We start from the raw sequence: 17,561 nt of genomic DNA on the forward strand, positions 1-17,561 counted from the left end.
AGTAGGAATGGGAATCTGCGACGATCGGGTCGTGATCGTGACCGGTGCCGGCCGGGGGCTCGGTCGAGCTCATGCGTTGACGTTCGCCGAGGCGGGCGCACGGGTCGTGGTGAACGACATCGGTGCCAGCCTGACGGGTGAGGGGCGTGACCGGTCTCCCGCGGCGGACGTCGTCGATCAGATCGAGGCCGCCGGCGGTGAAGCGATCGTCAGCGGCCACGACGTCAGCGACTGGGACGAGGCGGGCGCGCTCGTGCAGCAGGCTCTCGACCGATGGGGTCGTCTCGACACACTGGTCTGCAATGCAGGCATCGTCCGCGACCGGATGCTCGTCAACATGAGCGTCGACGAGTGGGACGCGGTGATGCGCGTCCACCTGCGCGGCACGTTCTGCCCGGTGCGGCATGCGATCGATCACTGGCGTCGCGAGTCGAAGGCCGGCAACGACCCCATGGCCCGAATCGTCACCACGTCGTCGGGAGCGGGACTCTTCGGCAGCGTGTCACAGGCCAACTACTCGGCGGCGAAAGCCGGGATCGCCACGTTCACGGTGTGTGCCGCCGCTGAACTCCACCGGTACGGCATTCTCGTGAACGGGATCGCGCCGTCCGCGAGGAGTCGGATGACGGAAACGGCGTTCGCGGACATGATGCGCCGTCCCGACGCCGGTTTCGACGCGATGGATCCGGCCAACACCAGTCCGGCGGTCGTCTGGTTGGGCTCCGGGAGGTGCGACGTCACTGGTCGAATCTTCGAAGTCGCCGGCGGTGAGATCTCCGTGGTCGACGGATGGCAGCACGGGAACCCGGTCGACCGGGGACGGCGATTGACGCCCGAGGAGATCGGCCCGATCGTGACCGGCTTGATCGATGACGCCCCCGATCCGGCGCCGGTCTACGGTGGATGAGCAACGGGTCAGGTGAGCGCGGTGCCGAGCGACCCGCTGCGACCAGGTGATCAGGCCGTCGACGGTCGTGCGATCGGGCGACGGGCACAGATCACCCGACGTCGCCTCCTCGACGAAACGGCGCGACTCCTCGAACTGCACGGCGTGGTCGATCTCAAGGTCGTCGAGGTGAGCCGGGCCGCGGGAACGTCGTCGGCGACCTTCTACCAGTACTTCACCGACATGGATGACGCCATTTTGGCCCTCGCCGCCGAGGCGGGGGAACGGGAACGAGCGCTGCTCGAGTTCGTCACCGAGGCGTGGGTGGGCGCCGACGGTCGTGACCTCGTGCGCGACTTCATCGACAGGTACCACCATTTCTGGAGCGAGTACCGCGGCGTCCTGCGAGTCCGCAATCTGAAAGCTGAGGAGGGTGACCCGCGATATCAGCGGATTCGAAGCCGGTCGAGCATCCCGATGGCCGAAGCGTTGGGCGCGTTGGTGCACCGCGATGGCGAGTTCTCCGGTCTCGTCCCGTTCGCGACGGGCGGGGCGATGCTCGGCATGATCGAGCGGCTGTTCGCGTACGAGGATGTGTTCGCCCGAAAGGGAACCACGCTCGACGATCTGAAGTCCACGCTGACCACCATCTTGGTCCGGACCTTGGTCGACGACTCCTAGGCGATCGAACCGCCGTCGACGACCAAGACCGCTCCCGTGATCTGGGACGCCTCGTTCGACGCCAGGAACGCGATACTTGCTGCGATCTCCTCGGGCGTGGACATTCGACCGGTGACGCCGGCGGACCGTCCGAGGAGCACCTCGTTGGCATCTTCGGGTGGAGCGAACAGCCGCAACAGCGGTGTGTCGACTCCGCCGGGACACACACAGTTCGCGCGCACCCCGGTTTCTCCGATCTCGACGGCGAGCGACTTGGTGAAGGCCACCATCGCCCCTTTCGACGCGCTGTATGCCGTGAGGTAGGCGCTGCCCCGTAACGCCGCGGCGGAGGCGACGTTGACGATCGAACCCTGCGTCTCGCCGAGTGCCCCGAGCGCGGCCTGACACGTGGCGAACGAACCCGTGAAGTTGACGGCCATCACCCGTTCCAGTTCGGACCGCGACGTGTCCTGCACCCGACGGTGGAAGCCGGTTCCGGCGCAGTTCACGAGAGCGTCCAATCGTCCGCCCCACTCGACGGCGGCAGCGATCGATCGTGGCACGGCGTCGGCGTCAGCGACGTCGCATTCGATCGCGATCGACGAGCCGCCGTTGCGTTCGATGTCGGAGACGGTGCTGCTCCCGCCAAGGTCGGCGACGTCGAGGATCGCGACCCGGCCCCCTTCTGCGGCGATACGCGTGGCGGTCGCCCGTCCGATGCCAGAGGCACCCCCGGTGACGACGACGCATTGATCGGTGAATCTGGTCACGATGCTCCTTCGGTCTGCGTCCGGCGCACACGCCGAACCCATCGCATGCTCGCGCGGGCGTTTCGCTGTGCTCGAATTCCGTGTGCCGGCTGGACTTGCATCCGGTCCCGCCGCTTGGCGAAACTGGCGCGGCGTCAGATTCGACAAGGGGGCACAACATGGGGAGCGACGGGGTCGAGGCGTATCGGCTCGGTCGTGACTACACCGTGATGCCGATCCCGATCGATCCGGAACGGTGTCTGGAGATCGATGCGGGGCCGCTGCTGTTCATCGCAGAGGCGCGTTGGCTGTCGGGGGACGCCGTGCGCGAGCACGCGTCGGGGTCCGACCAGCTGGCCGAGATCGACGAGGTCGAGGGTTTGCAGGACAGCGGCTTGTCGGTGCATGTGCTCGATGCCGCCGATCGCCGCGAGCACCTTCGTTTCGATTGCTTCGAGAACGAGCCGCACTACCACTACATCCGTCACTCGATCGGTAGCAACACCGTCGTTCGGCTCGATGACATCGCCGAGGGCGATCCGCTGCGATGGGTGCTGGGTCGGTTGCGCGATCGACTTCCCGAGATGCTCGAGTTCCTGGACCTCGACGATCTTGCGAACCGCGTCCGGGCCGAAGGCGCCGTCGTCGCCCGCTCGATCGACGTGCTGGAGCGGGAGATCGCGAAATTCGAACACTCGGGCGGTCTGGAGTGAAGCCGTTCATCTCGGTGACCGATGCCCGGCGGCGTGCACGACGGGCGCTGCCGTCGTCTGTGTTCGACGTCGTGGACGGCGGGAGCGACGACGAGGTCACGATGCGTCGGAATCGTGAAGCGTTCGAGGGTTGGTCGGTGAGCCAGCGCGTCGGGGTCGAGTTCGACCGCGCCGACCTGACGACCACGTTGCACGGCAACCCGCTCGCGGCCCCTGTCGTCTTCGCGCCGTGTGGTCTCACCGGGCTCGTCCACCCCGATGGGGAGCTCGCCGTCGCGCGGGTGGCGTCGCGACGGGGCACGTTGGCGATGTTCAGTACCTTCTCGACGCACTCGCTCGAAACAATCGCGCTCGCAGCGTCGGGCCCCAAGTGGTTCCAGCTCTACTTCCTCGGCGGGCGAGCGGGCGCAGACCAACTCGTCGCCCGCGCCGAGACGGCAGGGTTCACCGGCCTCGTGATCACGCTCGACACATCGGTGGTCGGCAATCGCGAACGTGACCTCGCGCACGGGATCTCGTATCCGATGGAGCGCGACGTCGGGACGGTCGCCAGACTCCTGCCACAGCTGATGCGGCATCCGCGATGGCTCGGCCGTTTTCTCCGTGCCGGGCTGCCGATGGACATGGGGAATGCGAGCGATCCCGGAGCGGCCCGTGACCGGCGCGCTGCGTCGGACATGGCGGCGGGGATGTTCGAATCGCCCCCCGGCTGGCCCGACGTCGAACGGCTCCGCGAACGCTGGGGCGGAACGCTGGTCGTGAAGGGTGTGCTGGATCCGCGCGATGCACGACGGGCGGTCGAACTCGGCGCCGATGTCGTGGTCGTATCGAATCACGGCGGGCGCCAGCTCGGCTCGGCGATGGGAACGTTGCAAGCGCTCCCCGCTGTCGTGGCCGAGGTCGGTGACTCGGTCGAGGTGGTACTCGACGGCGGGGTTCGACGTGGCACCGACGTCGTCAAGGCGTTGGCGCTCGGCGCGCGAGCGGTGGCGATCGGGCGGCCGTATCTCTACGGTCTCGGCGTCGGCGGAGAGCAGGGTGTCGAGGCGGTCTGGTCGGTGCTCGTGGACGGGCTCGCACGCGACATGAGGCTCGCTGGTTGTCCGAGCGTTCGCCAACTCTCGGGTGAGTGGATTCAGCGGTGCCCCGAGCCACGATCGAACGAGCCATCGGCCATGCGGCGGTGAGCCCGGGCCACACCATTGCGCTGATGTACCCGTCGTCGGTACACGGTTCGTCCGAGCGGTGCGACGACGACGTCGAGCGGTTGCGTACCAACCTGCCTGAGGCGGCCGACGTGATCGAATGCTTCGATCGTCCGTTGGCGTCGCTGTCCGGCATCGGGCGTGACCGCCTCGATGCGGTGGATGTCGCAGTGGTGCTCGGTGACCCTTCCGAACTGATCGGCGAACTTCCTCGTTTGGCGTGGGTGCAGATGATCACGACCGGCATCGATCATGTCGACACCGCAGCGCTCGCGACTGCTGACATCCGGCTCACGACGGCGGCCGGGACATCGTCGCCCGAGATCGCGGAATTCGTGGTCGCCCGACTCCTCGAGCAGTGGAAGCGGCTTCCCGAGCTCGCAGACCTGCAGCTCGGCCATCGGTGGGACCCGCTGTACGGTCGCCCACTGCAGGGCAGCAAGATCCTGCTGGTCGGTTTCGGCGCGATCAACCGGGCCGTGGCCACGCGGCTTGCTCCGTTCCAGGTGGAACTGCGAGCGGTGCGTCGTTCCGTGAGCATGGACGTGCCCGATGTCTCCGTCATCACGTTCGACGAACTCGATGCCGGGCTGGCCTGGGCCGATGCCGTGCTGGTGGCGCTCCCCGGACATCCGGACCTCGACGGATTGTTCGATGCGAGGCGGTTCGCGGAGATGCGACCGGGGACCTTCTTCTGCAACGTCGGGCGAGGTTCGGCCGTGTGCGAGTCGGCGCTCACCGATGCGCTGGCGAGCGGCCACCTCGGGGGTGTCGCGCTCGATGTCACCCGGGTGGAGCCGCTGCCGCCGGACGACGAGCTGTGGGGCTCGGGAGCGCGCATCTCGCCTCACTGCTCGAGCGCCCCTGAGGTGGCGATCTCCCGCGTCCTCGACTTGACGAGCGAGAACTTGCGTCGCTTCGCCGCCGGGTCCCGAATGCACAACGAGGTGTCGTTCGACGCCGAGTGAGTCTCGGTTCGCGGGGCGCGTCGGCGCCGCGTTTTGACATCGCGGCCGAAACTCGCAATGATCGTGAAGAGATAGATGATGAGCGAGGGTTCGGCAGCCGCAGCAGGAGGACGACATGACGACAGCTGATGCACCGGATCGGACGGAGCGCCGAGGTGGATACGAAACCTGGGCGCCTCGGGTCGTGCCAGGCATTGGGCGCGAGCTCACCGACGAACAGAAATTGGCGATGTCGTTCCGCTGGCTCGCGCGCGAAGGATTCGCCGAGAACATCGCCGGCCACATCACCTGGCAGCGACCCGGTTCCGACACGATGCTCATCAACCCGTGGGGGCTGTGGTGGCGCGAGATCGGTGCCTCCGACATCTGCGAGATCGATACCGACGGGCGGGTCGTGGCCGGCCGCTGGGACGTGACCCCGGCAGTTCACATCCACACCGAACTGCATCGTCGGCGACCCGACGCACGCGTCGTGATCCACAACCACCCGTACTACGTCTGCGTGCTGGCTGCGATCGGTGCCCTCCCGGCGATCGCGAACCAGACCGCGAGCATGTTCGCCGACGACGTCGGTTTCGTCGACGAGTACACCGGTGAGGTCGACACGGCGGAGTTGGGTGCCGATCTCGCAGAGCGCATCGGCTCGTCGTCGGTCGTGCTGCTGAGCGGTCACGGCATCATCGTGACGGGACCGACGATCGAGGAGGCCACGTATCGGGCGGCGAGCATCGACCGCGTGTGCCGGATGACGCTCGACATCCGGCTGGCGGGAGCATCTCCGACCGAACTCGATCTCGGACTGGTCGCGGGAATGAAGACATCCCTGCTCGAACGAGGATCGGATGTGTTCTTCGACGGGCTCGCACGACAGCTGATCCGTGAAGAGCCCGACGTCCTCGTCTGACCATCGCCGACCGACACTGCCCCCGACCGCCCAAGCAAAGGAACGCCACTGATGAAATCCCTCGACGAACTCGCAGCAGATCTCTCGTTCACGTCCGCCAAGACCGGAGACGAACGCTCGGTCACCTGGCTCCCCGAACCCGAGCGAGCTGATCGTCGCTATCTGGTCATCTCGGCTGACGATCACATCGTCGAGCCGCCGGACACGTTCGAAGGACGCCTGCCCCAGAAGTTCATCGACCGCGGTCCCAAGATCGTCACCTCCGACGATGGTTCCGAGTCGTGGGTCTACGACGGGCAAGCATTCCCCAACGTCGGGTTCAACGCTGTCGTCGGCCGCCCGGTCTCCGAGTACACATTCGAGCCGGCTCGGTTCGACGAGATGCGCCGAGGCGCCTGGGACATCGACGCCCGCATCGCCGACATGGACGTGAACGGTGTCTATGCGTCCGTCAACTTCCCGTCGTTCCTTCCCGGCTTCGCCGGTCAACGGCTCCAGCTGTCGACCGACGACCGAGACCTCGCGATGGCCTCCGTGAGGGCCTGGAACGACTGGCACCTCGACGCGTGGGCGGGCCCGTACCCCGACCGGATCGTCCCGTGCCAGCTGCCGTGGTTGCTCGACCCACAGGTCGGAGCCGACATGATTCGCGAGAACGCCGAGCGGGGTTTCAAGGCGGTCACGTTCTCCGAGGCGCCGGACAAGCTCGGTCTGCCGTCGATCCACAGCGGCCACTGGGAGCCCGTCTTGCAGGCGTGCGCCGAGACGGGCACGGTCATCAACCTCCACATCGGCTCATCGGGTCAATCGCCGGCGACGTCGGCCGACGCGCCACCCGACGTCGTCGGTGTGCTCTTCTTCGCCTACGCCATGAACGCCGCCGTCGACTGGCTCTACTCGCTGGCTCCGGTCAGGCATCCCGATCTCAAGATCTGCATGTCCGAGGGAGGCATCGGCTGGGTCGCCGGGTTGATGGACCGTCTCGACCACATGCTGTCGTACCACGAGATGTACGGGACGTGGAAGGGCGACCTGACGCCGGCCGAGGTACTCAAGCGCAACTTCTGGTTCTGCGCGGTCGAGGATCCGTCGGCGTTCGTGCAGCGCGAGCGGATCGGGGTCGAGAACATTCTCGTCGAGTCCGACTATCCGCACTGCGACTCGACATGGCCCCGCACCCAGGTAGTCATCCACCGCGAGATCGGCGATCTGCCGGCCGATGACATCGAGCGAATCACGTGGCGCAATGCGGCCGAGTTGTACGGGCTCGAGATCCCGGACGCCGTCATCGCAGACCCGAACTCGTTCTGAGGATCCCGCACCGATGTGCTCCGACCCGGCGACATCGCGTGCTGTTCGGACGCAACGACGGCCCGTCGGCACGGCGCGGATCGCACGGGATCGTCCCTCATCGATGAACAGGTCGGACCGGGCGATGAAGATGTCCGGCCGACCAGCGGTGTCGTGATGAGTCAGCCATCCGCGCTTCGGCTCGTCGTGCTCGACGACTATCAACGAGCCGCTTCCCGATTCGGTCGTTGGGACACGATCCCGGGTGACGTGTCCGTCGAGTCGATCGAGGACCACATCGACGATCGAGCCGAACTCGCCGGTCGCCTCGCCGATGCCGACGTCGTCGTGGCCATGAGGGAACGAACGACGATCGACGCTCCGCTCCTCGACATGCTGCCTGCGCTCCGACTGCTCGTGACGACCGGTCCGACGAACGCTGCGATCGATGTCGCTGCGGCCGTCGAGCGTGGAGTCGTCGTGTGCGGTACCGGCGGCTACGTGACACCGACATCCGAACTGACATGGGCCCTGATCCTGGCGGCCGCGCGCCGGGTGCCCAACGAGCACGCCGCCATCCGCGCCGGCGGATGGCAGCACACCATCGGCACCGAGCTCGCTGGTCGTACCCTCGGTCTGCTCGGACTCGGTCGGATCGGCCAGCTGGTGGCGCGCGTGGGGATCGCGTTCGGTATGCACGTCATCGCGTGGAGCGAGCATCTCGACCCGGAGCTGGCCCGCTCGGTCGGCGTGACGGCGGTGGAGCGCTCCGAGTTGTTCGAGCGCTCCGACGTCCTCAGCATCCACCTCGTGCTCTCGGAGCGTTCCGTCGGGGCGGTGGGCGAGCGCGAGCTGGCGATGATGAAGCCGACGTCGATCCTCGTGAACACCTCACGCGGCCCGATCGTCGACGAGCGTGCGCTGGTCGCGGCCGTGCGCGATCGGCGGATCGCGACCGCCGCGCTCGACGTCTTCGACGCCGAACCGTTGTCGGGCGACCATCCGCTCCGACAACTCGACAACGTCGTGCTGACACCGCACCTCGGATATGTCACCGACGGGCTCTATCGGCTCTTCTACGACGAGATCGCCGAGGATGTCGCGGCGTGGGTCCGTGGCGCGCCCGTGCGGATCGTGCCGATGCCGTCAGGATGAGTGGGGGCGGAGCACGCCTCTCGGTACGTAGATCTGACGCGCTGTCAGATATGTTCGAGGAGACATGCAGGATGAGATCGAACGACAGTCGTGCGTGTTGCGTCTCCACGCCGATGACGCGACGTTTCGTCACGACGCGCGCACCTGGCTCGAGACGAACATGGTCGGGCGGTACGCCGAGCTCCGGGGTCGCGGAGGACCCGGTGACGAAGCGACCGGATTCGACAGCCGCGTCGAGTGGGAGCGCCTGCTCGGGCAAGCCGGCCTCATCGGACTGGGTTGGCCGGTCGAACACGGCGGAGGCGGGGCCACGATCGATCAACAGATCGCCTGGGCCGAGGAATACGCCCGCGTCGGGGCTCCGGGCCGCGTCAACCACATGGGCGAGCACCTGCTCGGACCGACCCTCATCGCCTACGGAACTGCCGCCCAGCGCGAACGGTTCCTACCAGGGATCCTCGCCGGCACCGAGCGCTGGTGTCAGGGATACAGCGAGCCCAACGCCGGCAGTGATCTCGCGAACGTCGCAACACGCGCTCGGTTGGACGGCGACGAGTGGGTCGTCGTCGGCCAGAAGACATGGACGTCGCTCGCTCACCTCAGCGATTGGTGCTTCGTGCTCGTCCGCACGGAACCCGGCTCCGTGCGACACCGCGGGTTGTCGCTGCTGCTGGTGCCGATGGATCAGGCGGGAGTCGAGACCCGGCGCATTCGTCAGCTGACCGGCGACGGCGAGTTCTGCGAGACGTTCTTCACCGACGCTCGAACCGACGCCCGCAACGTCGTCGGTCAGCCGGGCGAGGGTTGGAGTGTGGCGATGGGCCTGCTCGGTTTCGAGCGCGGCATCTCGACGCTGGCCCAGCAGATCGGTTTCGAGCGCGAGTTCCAAGCGACGGTGGAGGCGGCCCGGACCGGTGGTCGTCGGCCCGACCCGGTCACCGTGCAGCGCCTTGCGGCCGCCCGCATCGGCCTCACGGTGATGAAGCTCAACGCGCGTCGGAGCATGTCGGCGAGCGGTGTGCCCGGACCCGAGGCCAGCATCTCGAAGCTCTTCTGGGGCAACTGGCATCGCGACCTCGGGGAGTTGATGCTCGACCTGCTCGGCGCGCGTGGTGTCGCCCACGACGGGGTCTCGGATGTCGTCCAACTCGCACAGCAGCTGTTCCTGTTCTCCCGGTCCGACACGATCTACGGCGGTTCCAACGAGATCCAGCGGAACATCATCGGCGAACGGGTGCTGGGCCTGCCCAAGGAACCCGCGTGACCCGACAACCCATGGAGGAAACGATGAGCGATGCTCCGCAGTATGTGAGCGGCCACGGCCTGCTCGAGAACAAGGCCGCCGTCATCACGGCGGCCGCAGGTAGCGGGATCGGATCGGCGACGGCGCGACGCTTCGTCGAAGAAGGTGCACGGGTGATCATTTCGGATCGACACGAGCGCCGACTCGCCGAGATGGCGGACGAACTCGGCGTCGTGGGGGTTCCGTGCGACGTCACCGACGAGACCAGCGTTCGAGAACTCGTGTCGACCGCGTCGGAGCAGCTCGGGTCGATCGACGTCTGGGTGAACAACGCCGGGCTCGGCGGCTCCGCGTTGATCACCGAGATGTCCGACGATCAGTGGTTCGGCGTCCTCGACGTCACGCTGACCGGCACGTTCCGTTGTCTCCGCGCCGTGCTGTCGCACATGTACGAACAGAAGTCCGGGGTCGTCATCAACAATGCGTCGGTGCTCGGCTGGCGGGCCCAAGCCGAGCAGGCGCACTATGCGGCAGCCAAGGCGGGAGTCATGGCGCTGACGCGCTGCGCCTCCATCGAAGCCGCGGATCATGGGGTCCGGGTGAACGCGGTCGCCCCGTCGCTCGCGATGCACGAGAATCTGTCGAAGGTCACGAGCGACGAGTTGCTGGTGGAGCTGACCGCTCGCGAGGCGCTCAAGCGTGCCGCCCACCCCTGGGAGATCTCCAACGTGATGGTCTTCCTGGCGTCGGACTACAGCTCGTACCTGACCGGGGAAGTCATCAGCGTGAGCGCTCAGCACCCATGACGGCGCTACTGCCGGGGAGTGGTCCTGGCCTTCACGATCGCGGTGAGTTCGCCCTTGGCGATCTTGGCGCCACTCGATCGTGGTAGCTCGGGCATGACCTCGAGCGCCTCGGGGATCAGTTCGACCGAGGTGCCCCGCTCGAGGAGGAACGAGCGGAGGTCGTCGATCGACAGCGACTCGGCGTCGGCGTGGAGTTCGACGAAGACGAGCACACGTTCACCGAAGATCTCATCGGGGGTGGCAACCGCTGCCGCCAACGCCACCGATGGATGACTGCAGACCTCGTCTTCGACCTGGCCCGCACTGATGTTCTTCCCGCCCCGGATGATGATGTCGGACGTCCGCCCGGTCACCCGCAGGATGCCGTCGTCGTCGATCGTGCACAGGTCGCCCATCAACATCCATCCGTCGGACGTGAAGAGTTGCTGGTTGGCTTCGGTGTCCAGATAGCCGATGCAGGTGGCGGGGCCCTTGCCGGCGGGGCGACCCTCGTGCTGGACCCGCTCGGATCCGGACTCGTCGTAGAGTTCCACGCGCATGTCCGGTTCGATCCGGCCGGCGGTCTCGAATCGGACCCAGCTCGGGTCGGTCGTGCGCGTGCCGGAGAGCAAGCCGGTCTCGTTGGACCCGTAGAACTGGAGCACGCAGCAGCCGGTCGAGCTCTCGAACTGTTCGGCGCGCGCCGTGGGGACCGCCTCACCTCCGGTGAACATCACCCGCAGCGACGACAGGTTCTGCGTGCCGAGTGCAGGGTCGTTCAGAATCATCAGGAACTGTGTGCTGACGCAGCACAGCACGGTCACTCCGTGGCGGGCGATCGCTTCCATCGCCGTGGTCGAGTTGAACCGTCGGCTGACGACGGTCGTGGCGCCGAGCAGGATCGGAGAGAAGTGCGACGTCCAGAGTCCGAAACCGAACGGGGCGGGCACGGCAGCCATGAAGACCTCGTCGTCGCCGAGCTCGCCGTTCCTGACGGCGAGCTGGTGGAAGTACATCCACCGGTTCTGGGTGTGGAGCACGCACTTGGGCAAGCCGGTGGTCCCCGACGTCGAGTTGATCATGAACAGGTCGTCCGGTCGCACCCGGCGATCGTCGAAGTCGACGTCCGGTGCTTGGTCTGCCACCTCGCCGTCGACGACGATCGGCGCGTCCGGCGCTGCCTCGAACATCGGGACCTGGACGACCTGGCCGTCCCAGTCGAGTGTTGCGAGGAGTTCGTCGGCCGACAGATCCCGGTGGCGGTCACCCATGACGAGCGACCGGGCGCCCGTCGTGGAGAGCAGATGGTCGATCTCGCGGGTTCCCGCTCGAGCGCCGATGCCCACCGCGATGATGCCCGCCTTCTCGAGCGCCAGCAGCGCAACGTGAACCGTGGCGCTGTCGGGGAGGATCACCGCGACTCGCGAACCAGCCTCGTTCCCCGCAGCGCACAGCACGCGAGCGAGTCGGTCGGAGGCGTCGTCGACCTGTCGCCACGACATCGTTCCGTCGTCGGCGATGTAGGCGACGCCGTCCGGCCGCTCGACCACATGTCGGCGGAGGTGGTCGACGAGACAGTCGTCACCCCACCAACCGTGCTCGCGGTAGTCGGCGGCGACCTGCGGATCGACGACGTCTCGAAACTTCATGACCAACCTCCGGGTGGGGATCGACGTACTTGCGGCTGTGACCGTATCACTCTCAATCATTGATACTTCAGTGGGAGCTGCGAGAGTACGGTGCGTTCCGGCCTCGAGCGCGCGGTGACGGCCGCCCGCTCTTGACATGGGTAAATGATTAGATCATTATTCTCTTTCGGAACGGGCCGGAAGGTCGGCCCGAGCGAGTGAGCGATGACCGGAGGTACGGAGTGAGAGACGACAACTGGTGTGCAGCGATCGTTCGAAACCGGCCTGGTCGAGCGAACACCGCCCACGGCGGAGCGCGACGATGACTGCCGGCGCGGTCACCGACCGTCGAAGCGTCGACCTGCCGACGTCGACGATGACCGTCGACCGGACGGGTGCGGGTGAGCCGATCATCGTCGTGCACGGCGAAGACGGCACACTCTTCACGGATCCGATGGTCGAGGCGCTCGGCCAGCACAGGACCGTCCACCTCGTCCATCTGCCGGGTTGGGGGGTCTCGCCGGGATCGGACCACGTCGAGGGAGTGGATGATCTGGCGCTCCTGGTGAGCGAGTACGCCTCGGCCGAATTCGACGATCGCGTGCCGGTGATCGGGTTCTCCTTCGGTGGCTGGGTCGTCGCACAGGCAGCGGTGCTGGACCTTCACTCGTTCTCGCACGTCGCTCTCGTCGCTCCGGTCGGCGTCAAGACCACGGGGCGTCAAGACCGTTCCTACGTCGATCTCTGGGCCACGGATGCCGATGAGCTGCGCAGTCGGCTCTACGGCGCCCCGGAGCGGATCCCGGATCTGCGGAATCTCGACGACGATCAGTTTCTGCGGCTGGCTCACGCTGGGGAGGCGGTTGCCCGGCACGCGTGGCAGCCGTACCTGTTCGATCCGAAGCTGGCACGGCGTCTGGCGCGTCTGACCGCACCCGTGCTGATCGTGACCGGGGACCGGGATCGCTTCGTCCTCGAACCGAACTTCGGGGATCGCTGGGCCGAACTGGTCGGCGGTTCCTCACAGCACGTCGTGCTCGATGGCGTCGGTCACCGTATCGAGGAAGAAGCGCCGGCCGATCTCGCTCGTGTCGTGAACGAGTTCCTCGAAGCCGAACACCGCTGACCGCGCCGACACCCTGAACGCTAGGAGATAGCTCGATGTTCCGAACCTGGGTCTTCACCGAAATGCCCTATCCGTACACCCCGCCGGCCGAGACGTACGACTCCGTGCGGGTGACGCTGCCGAGTCGGCACTACGACCCCGAGACCGGGCGGGAGCTCTTCCACCGGTACTACGACATCTATCGGCGTGCCGACGAACTCGGGCTCGACATCATGGTGAACGAGCACCACAGCACGGCGACCTGCGTCGAGCCGTCTGCTCCCATCTCGCTCGGTGTGCTCGCCCGGGAGACCAAGCGGGCGCGCTTGCTGGCATTGGGCAATCCGATCGCCAACCGGTCGGACCCCGTTCGGGTGGCAGAGGAGATGGCGATGATCGATGTCATCTCGGGTGGGCGACTCGAGGCCGGTCTGGTCCGGGGCGTGCCCATGGAAATCTCGGCGCAGAACTCCAACCCGGTCGACATGAAGGAACGCTTCTGGGAAGCGGCGGATCTCATCGTGCGGGCGTGGGAGACCCACGACGGGCCCTTTTCGTGGGAAGGCAAGTACTTCCATCATCGCCAGGTGAACATCTGGCCGCGCCCGTACCAGCAGTCCGGCCTGCCGGTCTGGATCCCGACGCAGAGCACGTCGACCGCGATCGAGGCAGCAGAACGTGGCTACACCCTGGCGACGATCCTCAATGGCATGAAGGGCTGCAAGCGGATCTTCGATGCGTACCGCTCGCGGTCAGAGGAGATCGGGACCACCGTCGGCCCTGACAAGCTCGCGTATCTCGGGCTCGTGTACGTCGGGGAGACCGAGCGCGAAGCCCTCGATGGCGGTCGTCGCCTGCAGTGGTACCTCCAGAACAACAAGGTGGCCGATCAGTTCATGAACGTACCCGGCTACCTCGACGTCCACGCTCGGGCCTCGATGCTGCGCGACGCCGCTCACGGCCGAGCGCCACGGTCACCGCTGGCCGATGTGATCGATTCGTCCGTCGAGGACCTGGTCGACGCCGGCCTCTTCTTCGTCGGTACCCCCGAGCAGGTCGTCGAGCAGGTGATCCGCTTCCACGGAGCAGTCGGCGGTTTCGACCACTTCCTGGCGATGGTGCAGGCCGGGACGATGGCCACCGACATGGTGAACCGGAGCATGGGGTTGTTCGCCGAAGAAGTACTCCCACGGCTCCGACGGGAGTTCACCCCGTCGTCCGACCTCGCGGGTGCGGCTGCAGCACGATGACCGGTTCACCGCGCTGTTTCGTCATCGGTCTCGGGAACATGGGGGCAGCGATCGGTGAGCGTCTCGCAAGCACCGGTGCCGACGTGGTCGGCGTCGACATGTCGGCCGATGCCCGTGGCGTCTTCGAGGCAGCGACAGCTTGCCCGACGTTCGAGCGATGGGACCCGGCGACCGCGTCGCCGGGTGATCGGGTGATGATCCTGGTGCGGACGCCGGCGCAGGCGCGAGCCGTGCTGCAGGAGCTCGACGAATCCGGGCTCGAACTCATCGCCTATGTGATGACGACGCTCGACGTCGTCGCCGCCCGGGAACTCGCCGACGCCGGTCGAGGCGCCGTGCGCGTCGTCGAAGCCCCGCTGTCCGGTGGCCGTTCCGGCGCCATCGACGGCTCGTTGACGATGATGATCGCGGGGCCGGTCACCGACGACGACCGAGCGTTCCTGCTCGGACACATCGCCGGCCATGTCGTCGACTTCGAGCACTACGGCCAGCCCAACGCCGCCAAGTTGCACAACAACGTCCTGGCCGCCTACCACGCACGGGCCCATGCAGAGGTCCTGTTGGTCGGCGAGCGCAACGGGATCGACATCGAGCGCCTCGATCAAGTACTCAATCACTCGTCCGGCGCGAGCTGGATGGGGGAGCACCTCGCGGTGGTCGTCGATGATCTGCTCGACAAGGACGTCGCGCTCTTCGCCGAGTCGTTCGGCGCCCCGCCCGCGATAACGATCGGTGCCGACTCCGATCTCGCAGCAGCGCTGGCGACAGCACGAGAACGTCTGACCGGACCCGACACCGATCGTGCCCGAACCCGCCCCGATGGAAGCACCCATGCGGGATGACGCACGGGTAGCCGTGGTGACCGGCGCCGGGTCCGGGCTCGGCCGCTCCGTCGCACACGAACTCGGCGCCTCGGGGTTCAGCGTGTTCTGTCTCGACGTCGACGGTGACCGTGCGACGAAGACCGCGGACGAACTGGGCGAGAGTGGGATCGCGGTCCAGTGCGACGTCGCCGACGAGACCTCCGTCGTCGCTGCCGCCACATGGCTGACCGAGCAGGTGGCCGGTGTCGACGCGTTGATCAACGTTGCCGGCGTCGCGTCCATGTCGCGCACCGAGGACGTCTCGCTCGACGAGTGGCAGCGGATCTTGAACGTCAACCTCACCGGAACGTTCCTGGTCACCCAGCGGCTGCTCCCGCTGCTGCTCGATCGCCGCGGGTGCGTCGTCAACGTCGCATCGGTTGCCGGCTTGCGCGGATGGCGTCACATGGCGGCCTACGCGGCATCGAAGGGTGGCGTCGTGGCACTGAGCCGGTCGTTGGCGGTCGAGTACGGGCATCGCGGAGTTCGCGTCAACTGTGTCTGTCCAGGCGGTATCGACACGCCGCTCGCCGCACATCTCGAACGTCCGACCGATACCGGACCGGCGGACCGGGCGCGGCCACTCGTCGAGCCGGCGGTCGCCTCACCCGACGAGATCGCCAAGACGATCGCGTTCCTCGTGTCGCCGGCAGCCCGGTTCATCGTGGGCGCCGACATCGTGATCGACGGCGGTGTTCTCGCATGAACTCCGCCGTGTTGTCCGCGACCGGGTGCATCGATGCCACCCCCGTGCCCGAGTCGACGTCCGACTGTGTGTCACGAACGAACGACGACATGGCCGGTGCATTCGCCGACGCGATGAACCCGACGACGAGCCCAGGAGGCCGATTGCAGTGATCTTTTCGATGATCTTCGAAGCGCAGCTCATGGATGCTGATCCGGAGGGCGAACGACGTGTGCTCCACGAGTGCCTCGAACAGGCGTTGCTCGCGGAGGAACTCGGTTTCGATCGGATCTGGGCCGTCGAGCACCATGCGCTGGTGCAGTACGCGCACATGAGCGCACCCGAGATCTTCTTGAGTTTCGTCGCGGCGCGGACGTCCAGGATCCGTATCGGCCATGGCGTCGTGTGCGTGCCGTTCCGGTACAACCATCCGGTCAGGGTTGCCGAGCGCGCCGCAACCTTGGACATTCTCTCCGGAGGTCGTGTCGACGTCGGGGTGGGCCGGGGCGCGACGCCGCGGGAGACGGGTACGTTCGGGATCGAAGCCGAGGAGACGCAGCCGCAGCTCGAGGATTCGCTGCGCATGCTGCCGGGAATATGGACCAACAAGGAATTCTCGTACCAGAGCGATCTGATCGAGATGCCGCTGCGAGAGATCGTTCCCAAGCCGCTGCAGTCGCCGCATCCGCCGCTCTTCATGGCCTGCACCAAGGAATCAACCCTCAATCTCGCCGGCAAGCTCGGCGTCGGAGCGCTGGCGTTGGGATTCGCCGGCCCGGACGACATCGCGGAGAAGAACAAGGTGTACCGGGCCGCAGTGGCGGAACGGGACCCGGCCGACGTGGTCGGGTCCTTCCCGGTCGACCATTTCTCGGCGCTGTGCCCGGCGATCGTGCTCGACGACGACGATCTCGCGCGTGAGATCGGGTTCCGGGGCCAGCGGTTCTTCAGGGAGTCGTTGAACCAGTGGGCGCGCGACGCTCCGGCCCCGGACCCGGCCGACTACTCCGGTGACAACGAGGCCGAAATTCGGCGAACGAGGGAAGACCTCGAGTTGCAGTTCGGTTCGGAGGTCGTGCAGATGGAGGATCCCACGATGATGCGCGATGCCGAACAGAAGGCGGGGTTGCACCTGGTGCGCACCGATCAGGCCTACGGCGATGTCGACCACTGCATCCAGCAGGTGCAACGCCTGGCCGATGCCGGCGCCGATGAGATCATGTTCCTGATTCAGATGGGCACCGTGCCCCAGGAGGTCTGCCTCGAGACGATCCGCAACATCGGGTACCACGTGATCCCGCACTTCCGGGACGGTTCGTCGGGACCGTCGAGAGGTTCCGGCGTGGGTGTTGCCTGATGCGCTTGCTCTGCAAGCTGTGCACTCGCTAACATATTAATCGATCAAATGATTTCACCGGACGCACCGGTGGACTTCTCAGAGGGGGAAAGATGACGAACTTCAGGTCAGGTCG

Annotated in this window: 18 protein-coding genes; 16 read left to right on the plus strand and 2 right to left on the minus strand. The window is 66.6% G+C overall.

Annotation, left to right across the window (positions count from 1 at the left end):
• Positions 1-7 precede the first annotated feature (7 nt).
• Together R8G01_16390 and R8G01_16395 are read left to right on the plus strand one after the other, a co-directional pair.
• Entirely contained in the window at positions 8-907 is a 900-nt protein-coding gene (locus R8G01_16390) for an SDR family oxidoreductase (protein MDW3215580.1), read from the plus strand.
• A gap of 12 nt (positions 908-919) precedes the next feature.
• The gene (locus R8G01_16395; protein MDW3215581.1) at positions 920-1,567 is read left to right on the plus strand and encodes a TetR family transcriptional regulator; all 648 of its coding nucleotides are present in this window, start codon (positions 920-922) and stop codon (positions 1,565-1,567) included.
• Here R8G01_16395 and R8G01_16400 read toward each other — a convergent pair.
• On the minus strand, positions 1,564-2,316 hold the full coding sequence (locus tag R8G01_16400) for an SDR family oxidoreductase (GenBank protein ID MDW3215582.1): 753 nt from the start codon (positions 2,314-2,316) through the stop codon (positions 1,564-1,566). The genes R8G01_16395 and R8G01_16400 overlap by 4 nt on opposite strands.
• 158 nt (positions 2,317-2,474) lie before the next feature.
• Here R8G01_16400 and R8G01_16405 point away from each other — a divergent pair, with 158 nt between their 5' ends.
• The 8 genes from R8G01_16405 to R8G01_16440 all read left to right on the plus strand — a co-directional run bounded on the left by R8G01_16405 (position 2,475) and on the right by R8G01_16440 (position 10,579).
• Complete coding sequence (locus tag R8G01_16405; protein ID MDW3215583.1) at positions 2,475-3,008, plus strand: hypothetical protein; 534 nt, start codon at positions 2,475-2,477, stop codon at positions 3,006-3,008.
• Positions 3,005-4,195, plus strand: coding sequence for an alpha-hydroxy acid oxidase (locus R8G01_16410; protein ID MDW3215584.1), 1,191 nt, complete (start codon positions 3,005-3,007; stop codon positions 4,193-4,195). The genes R8G01_16405 and R8G01_16410 overlap by 4 nt, the downstream gene beginning before the upstream one ends.
• Positions 4,196-4,218: 23 nt before the next feature.
• Entirely contained in the window at positions 4,219-5,181 is a 963-nt protein-coding gene (locus tag R8G01_16415; protein ID MDW3215585.1) for an NAD(P)-dependent oxidoreductase, read from the plus strand.
• 229 nt (positions 5,182-5,410) lie between these two features.
• Positions 5,411-6,085: a class II aldolase/adducin family protein gene (locus R8G01_16420; GenBank protein MDW3215586.1), complete on the plus strand. Its 675-nt coding sequence runs from the start codon at positions 5,411-5,413 to the stop codon at positions 6,083-6,085.
• 51 nt (positions 6,086-6,136) lie between these two features.
• Positions 6,137-7,396, plus strand: coding sequence for an amidohydrolase family protein (locus tag R8G01_16425; GenBank protein MDW3215587.1), 1,260 nt, complete (start codon positions 6,137-6,139; stop codon positions 7,394-7,396).
• A 156-nt stretch (positions 7,397-7,552) separates the two neighbouring features.
• Entirely contained in the window at positions 7,553-8,530 is a 978-nt protein-coding gene (locus tag R8G01_16430) for a D-2-hydroxyacid dehydrogenase family protein (protein MDW3215588.1), read from the plus strand.
• A 64-nt stretch (positions 8,531-8,594) separates the two neighbouring features.
• Positions 8,595-9,794, plus strand: coding sequence for an acyl-CoA dehydrogenase family protein (locus tag R8G01_16435; protein MDW3215589.1), 1,200 nt, complete (start codon positions 8,595-8,597; stop codon positions 9,792-9,794).
• A gap of 23 nt (positions 9,795-9,817) precedes the next feature.
• Complete coding sequence (locus R8G01_16440; protein MDW3215590.1) at positions 9,818-10,579, plus strand: SDR family oxidoreductase; 762 nt, start codon at positions 9,818-9,820, stop codon at positions 10,577-10,579.
• Positions 10,580-10,584: 5 nt separating this feature from the next.
• Here R8G01_16440 and R8G01_16445 read toward each other — a convergent pair whose 3' ends face one another.
• Positions 10,585-12,207, minus strand: a complete 1,623-nt coding sequence (locus tag R8G01_16445; GenBank protein ID MDW3215591.1) for a class I adenylate-forming enzyme family protein — start codon at positions 12,205-12,207, stop codon at positions 10,585-10,587.
• A gap of 301 nt (positions 12,208-12,508) precedes the next feature.
• Between R8G01_16445 and R8G01_16450 the strand changes: the two genes are divergently transcribed.
• The 6 genes from R8G01_16450 to R8G01_16475 are packed head-to-tail and all read left to right on the plus strand — an operon-like array spanning position 12,509 to position 17,446.
• Positions 12,509-13,312 carry an alpha/beta hydrolase gene (locus tag R8G01_16450; GenBank protein ID MDW3215592.1) on the plus strand — a complete coding sequence of 268 codons (804 nt, stop codon included), beginning with the start codon at positions 12,509-12,511 and terminating at the stop codon, positions 13,310-13,312.
• Between the two features lie 35 nt (positions 13,313-13,347).
• A complete protein-coding gene (locus tag R8G01_16455) occupies positions 13,348-14,541 on the plus strand; it encodes an LLM class flavin-dependent oxidoreductase (GenBank protein ID MDW3215593.1) in 1,194 nt (397 codons plus the stop codon).
• A complete protein-coding gene (locus R8G01_16460) occupies positions 14,538-15,383 on the plus strand; it encodes an NAD(P)-binding domain-containing protein (protein MDW3215594.1) in 846 nt (281 codons plus the stop codon). Before R8G01_16455 ends, R8G01_16460 begins: the two co-directional genes overlap by 4 nt.
• Positions 15,373-16,110: an SDR family NAD(P)-dependent oxidoreductase gene (locus R8G01_16465; protein MDW3215595.1), complete on the plus strand. Its 738-nt coding sequence runs from the start codon at positions 15,373-15,375 to the stop codon at positions 16,108-16,110. Before R8G01_16460 ends, R8G01_16465 begins: the two co-directional genes overlap by 11 nt.
• Entirely contained in the window at positions 16,107-16,262 is a 156-nt protein-coding gene (locus R8G01_16470; protein MDW3215596.1) for a hypothetical protein, read from the plus strand. Before R8G01_16465 ends, R8G01_16470 begins: the two co-directional genes overlap by 4 nt.
• 8 nt (positions 16,263-16,270) lie before the next feature.
• Entirely contained in the window at positions 16,271-17,446 is a 1,176-nt protein-coding gene (locus R8G01_16475; GenBank protein MDW3215597.1) for an LLM class flavin-dependent oxidoreductase, read from the plus strand.
• The last annotated feature ends 115 nt before the right edge of the window (positions 17,447-17,561 follow it).

The organism is Ilumatobacteraceae bacterium, from assembly GCA_033344875.1.
Classification (GTDB): Bacteria; Actinomycetota; Acidimicrobiia; order Acidimicrobiales; family Ilumatobacteraceae; genus Ilumatobacter.

Excerpts from the sequence above, each read along its gene's own strand:
- R8G01_16460 (MDW3215594.1), top strand. The coding sequence starts at position 14,538 with ATGACCGGTTCACCGCGCTGTTTCGTCATCGGTCTCGGGAACATGGGG.
- R8G01_16470 (MDW3215596.1), top strand. The coding sequence starts at position 16,107 with ATGAACTCCGCCGTGTTGTCCGCGACCGGGTGCATCGATGCCACCCCC.
- R8G01_16405 (MDW3215583.1), top strand. The coding sequence starts at position 2,475 with ATGGGGAGCGACGGGGTCGAGGCGTATCGGCTCGGTCGTGACTACACC.
- R8G01_16390 (MDW3215580.1), top strand. The coding sequence starts at position 8 with ATGGGAATCTGCGACGATCGGGTCGTGATCGTGACCGGTGCCGGCCGG.
- R8G01_16435 (MDW3215589.1), top strand. The coding sequence starts at position 8,595 with ATGCAGGATGAGATCGAACGACAGTCGTGCGTGTTGCGTCTCCACGCC.
- R8G01_16420 (MDW3215586.1), top strand. The coding sequence starts at position 5,411 with ATGTCGTTCCGCTGGCTCGCGCGCGAAGGATTCGCCGAGAACATCGCC.
- R8G01_16425 (MDW3215587.1), top strand. The coding sequence starts at position 6,137 with ATGAAATCCCTCGACGAACTCGCAGCAGATCTCTCGTTCACGTCCGCC.
- R8G01_16475 (MDW3215597.1), top strand. The coding sequence starts at position 16,271 with ATGATCTTCGAAGCGCAGCTCATGGATGCTGATCCGGAGGGCGAACGA.
- R8G01_16415 (MDW3215585.1), top strand. The coding sequence starts at position 4,219 with ATGTACCCGTCGTCGGTACACGGTTCGTCCGAGCGGTGCGACGACGAC.
- R8G01_16440 (MDW3215590.1), top strand. The coding sequence starts at position 9,818 with ATGAGCGATGCTCCGCAGTATGTGAGCGGCCACGGCCTGCTCGAGAAC.
- R8G01_16430 (MDW3215588.1), top strand. The coding sequence starts at position 7,553 with ATGAGTCAGCCATCCGCGCTTCGGCTCGTCGTGCTCGACGACTATCAA.
- R8G01_16450 (MDW3215592.1), top strand. The coding sequence starts at position 12,509 with ATGACTGCCGGCGCGGTCACCGACCGTCGAAGCGTCGACCTGCCGACG.
- R8G01_16455 (MDW3215593.1), top strand. The coding sequence starts at position 13,348 with ATGTTCCGAACCTGGGTCTTCACCGAAATGCCCTATCCGTACACCCCG.
- R8G01_16445 (MDW3215591.1), bottom strand. The coding sequence starts at position 12,207 with ATGAAGTTTCGAGACGTCGTCGATCCGCAGGTCGCCGCCGACTACCGC.
- R8G01_16465 (MDW3215595.1), top strand. The coding sequence starts at position 15,373 with ATGCGGGATGACGCACGGGTAGCCGTGGTGACCGGCGCCGGGTCCGGG.